This is a genomic window from Rhodococcus sp. (in: high G+C Gram-positive bacteria), assembly GCF_049591685.1.
In the GTDB taxonomy this organism is placed as follows: domain Bacteria; phylum Actinomycetota; class Actinomycetes; order Mycobacteriales; family Mycobacteriaceae; genus Rhodococcoides.
In genome coordinates, this window is record NZ_JBAWFH010000240.1 from 1 (window position 1) to 2,561 (window position 2,561).

The 2,561-nt window shown below is 62.9% G+C and carries 3 protein-coding genes; all 3 read right to left on the reverse strand.

Translation table 11 applies throughout. The features are described from left to right. The coding region (locus tag WBQ44_RS10155; RefSeq protein WP_495566562.1) for an ABC transporter permease at positions 1-476 on the reverse strand (476 nt) is incomplete at its 3' end. Next, positions 473-1,471: an ABC transporter permease gene (locus tag WBQ44_RS10160; RefSeq protein ID WP_495566563.1), complete on the reverse strand. Its 999-nt coding sequence runs from the start codon at positions 1,469-1,471 to the stop codon at positions 473-475. The genes WBQ44_RS10155 and WBQ44_RS10160, both read right to left, overlap by 4 nt. A 3-nt stretch (positions 1,472-1,474) precedes the next feature. Then, positions 1,475-2,561 (reverse strand): ABC transporter substrate-binding protein (locus tag WBQ44_RS10165; protein WP_495566564.1); only part of this gene is annotated, 1,087 nt, incomplete at its 5' end.

The window sequence follows — 2,561 nt, forward strand, 5'->3', positions numbered from 1 at the left end:
GGCCCGAACAGGGCGACCACGAGCAGCAGCATCATCAGCAGTGGAAGCGAGAGTTGAGCTTCGAGAACGCGGGAGATGACCGCGTCGACCCATCCGCCGAAATAACCCGCGGCGCTGCCGGCGACGACGCCGATGATGCCGGAGACGATCACAGCGAGAATGCCGATCGTCAGGGAGACCTGGCCCCCGAAAAGGATGCGCGAGAGTAGATCGCGGCCGAGCTGATCGGTTCCCAGGAGGTGGCCGTCGGTCAGGGGCGGGAGTCGACGCGCAATGAGATTCGTTTGGTTTGGATCGTCCAGGGGGAGCAACCCGGCTAGCGCGACGGGCAGGATCACCGCGAGCGAGAGGGTCGTTCCCGCCCAGATCTTGACCCGGCTGTCGCGGCGCCTGCGAGTGGCGCCGGCTCTGGCGAAGTCGGCAGCGGTGACGGCGCTCGGGCGCTCGTTCACCGGTGGTTCGAGCAGTGCGGTCATATGCTTGCGCCCTTTCCGAGGCGGACCCGAGGATCGAGAAGTGGGTAGCAGAGGTCGACGAGCAACTGAACGAGCACGGCGAGCACTGCGGTGACGAGAACGGTTGCCTGGATGAGGGGGTAGTCGCGAGTCTCGAGAGCTCGCACCACGAGCGAGCCGACGCCTGGCCACGCGAACACCACCTCGACGACGACAACACCGTTGAGCATTCCTGCGAACCTCGTGCCGAGTGCAGTGACGACGGGGATCGCCGAGTTACGCATCGCGTACCGCCAGGTGAGTTCGCGTTCGGACACACCGCGCGATCGGGCGACAGTGATGTACGGGGACGCGTAGGCATTGACCATTTCCCGACGGACCATTCGCGAGATCAACGCGATCTGAAGGATCGAAATGGTCACCGTGGGCAAAATCAGCGACCACCAGGTGGTGAAGCCCGCGGCGGGCAACACGGGGATGAGCACCGCGAACAGAGTCACCAGCATCAACCCGCTCCAGAACTCGGGCATCGACTGTCCTGCAACGGTGACGGCGTTGGCGCCGAGTTCCCGACGGGTGTCAGCGTGCTTGGCCATCCAGACGCCGAGCGGAATCGACAGGACTGCGGTCAGCGCAATCGCGGCAACGGCCAAGGTGATCGTGTACGGCAGACGATCGAAGACGACGTCGAGCGCGGGCGCCTGGAACGAATACGACGTTCCGAACTGAAGATGCAGCAGATCCCACAGGTAAATCAAGTACTGCTGAAACACGGACTTGTCGAGGCCCATGTCGGCGCGGATCTGCGCCAGGTCCTCGGTGGAGGCCAGTGGGCCTGCCAACGCATATGCAGGGTCACCCGGTGCCATGCGGATCAGCACGAAGACGGTGGTGAGAGTCAGGAAAATCGTCAGGACGCTCTGCGCCAGGCGCTTGAGAACGTAACGCGCGGTTGCGTTCTTCGCGGCATTCCCGATCACCGGCACAGGCTTTTTCTTGTCGATTGTGAGGGTCATGACTCAGGCCTCCAGTCGGACTGAGCCGAGGTCGTAGGAGTTGATGGGCGTCAGTGCCACGTTCTGTACACGCGTTCGCTTGGCCAGCAGTGCATTCGGTACAAAGCTCCACAGGCACGGCCAGGTGTTCCAGATGTCCTGCTGTGCGTCTGCGAGCAATTCTGCCCGGCGGATCGGATCGGGTTCACTCGACGCCAGCTCGATCTTCTTCGTGATCTCGGGGAAGACGTAACCGTGGTAGGTGTCGCGGGTCGCTTCCTTCTCCGCCGTGCCCGCGTACATCCCCTGAATAGTGGTCAGCGCCAGACCGGTCTGGTTTCCGTACCCGTTTCCGAGCACATCCCAGTCACCCACCTTTCCCTGGCGCCACGAGGAGATGTCGCCGCCCGGCTCGAACTGTTGAAGGTTCACCCGGACGCCGATGTCGGTCATCATCTGGGTCACCGACTCCATCAGTGAAACGTCGTTGGTGAATTCACCGGTTTCCCAGATGAACGTGAGCTCGAGATCGGTGACGCCTTCCGCGTCGAGCATCTGTCGTGCCTTCGCGGGATCGAACGTGTACTTTCCGGTTTCCACCGCACCGGACAGGGTGCTGGGGGCGGCGCCCGTCGCCGGAACGGCCGAGCCGATGAGGACGTCGCGGGCGAGGGATTCACCATCGATCGCGTACGTCAACGCTTCGCGCACCTTGGGGTTGGCGAGCGGGTGGCCTGCAGGCTTGCGAAAGTTGAAGAACAGCTGGTTGATTCGTGTGCTCGGAACCGTTTCGATCTGTACTCCGGGAAGGGATGCCAATTGCTCTGCGGAGTCGGGACTGATCGAGTCGATGACATCGACCTCGCCGCTGCGCAGCGCGACGACTCGCGCGGCTTCCTCGGGTATGAACCGAACGCGCACCTGCCGAACCCTGGGCGCTTCGCCCCAGTAGTACTCATTGGCGACCAGGGTGTACTCCCCGGTTCCGCGATTGGAATCGGTGACGACGAACGGCCCCGTGCCGATACCCGATTGGAGTTCGTTCGGTTCGTTCGCCGAGGCAGGGGTGATGAGAATGTTGGACATCAGGCTGTCGAGAACGGGTAGGGGG

Bases quoted from the DNA above. Each gene is read 5' to 3' on its own strand.
- WBQ44_RS10160 (WP_495566563.1), bottom strand. From the start codon at position 1,471: ATGACCCTCACAATCGACAAGAAAAAGCCTGTGCCGGTGATCGGGAAT.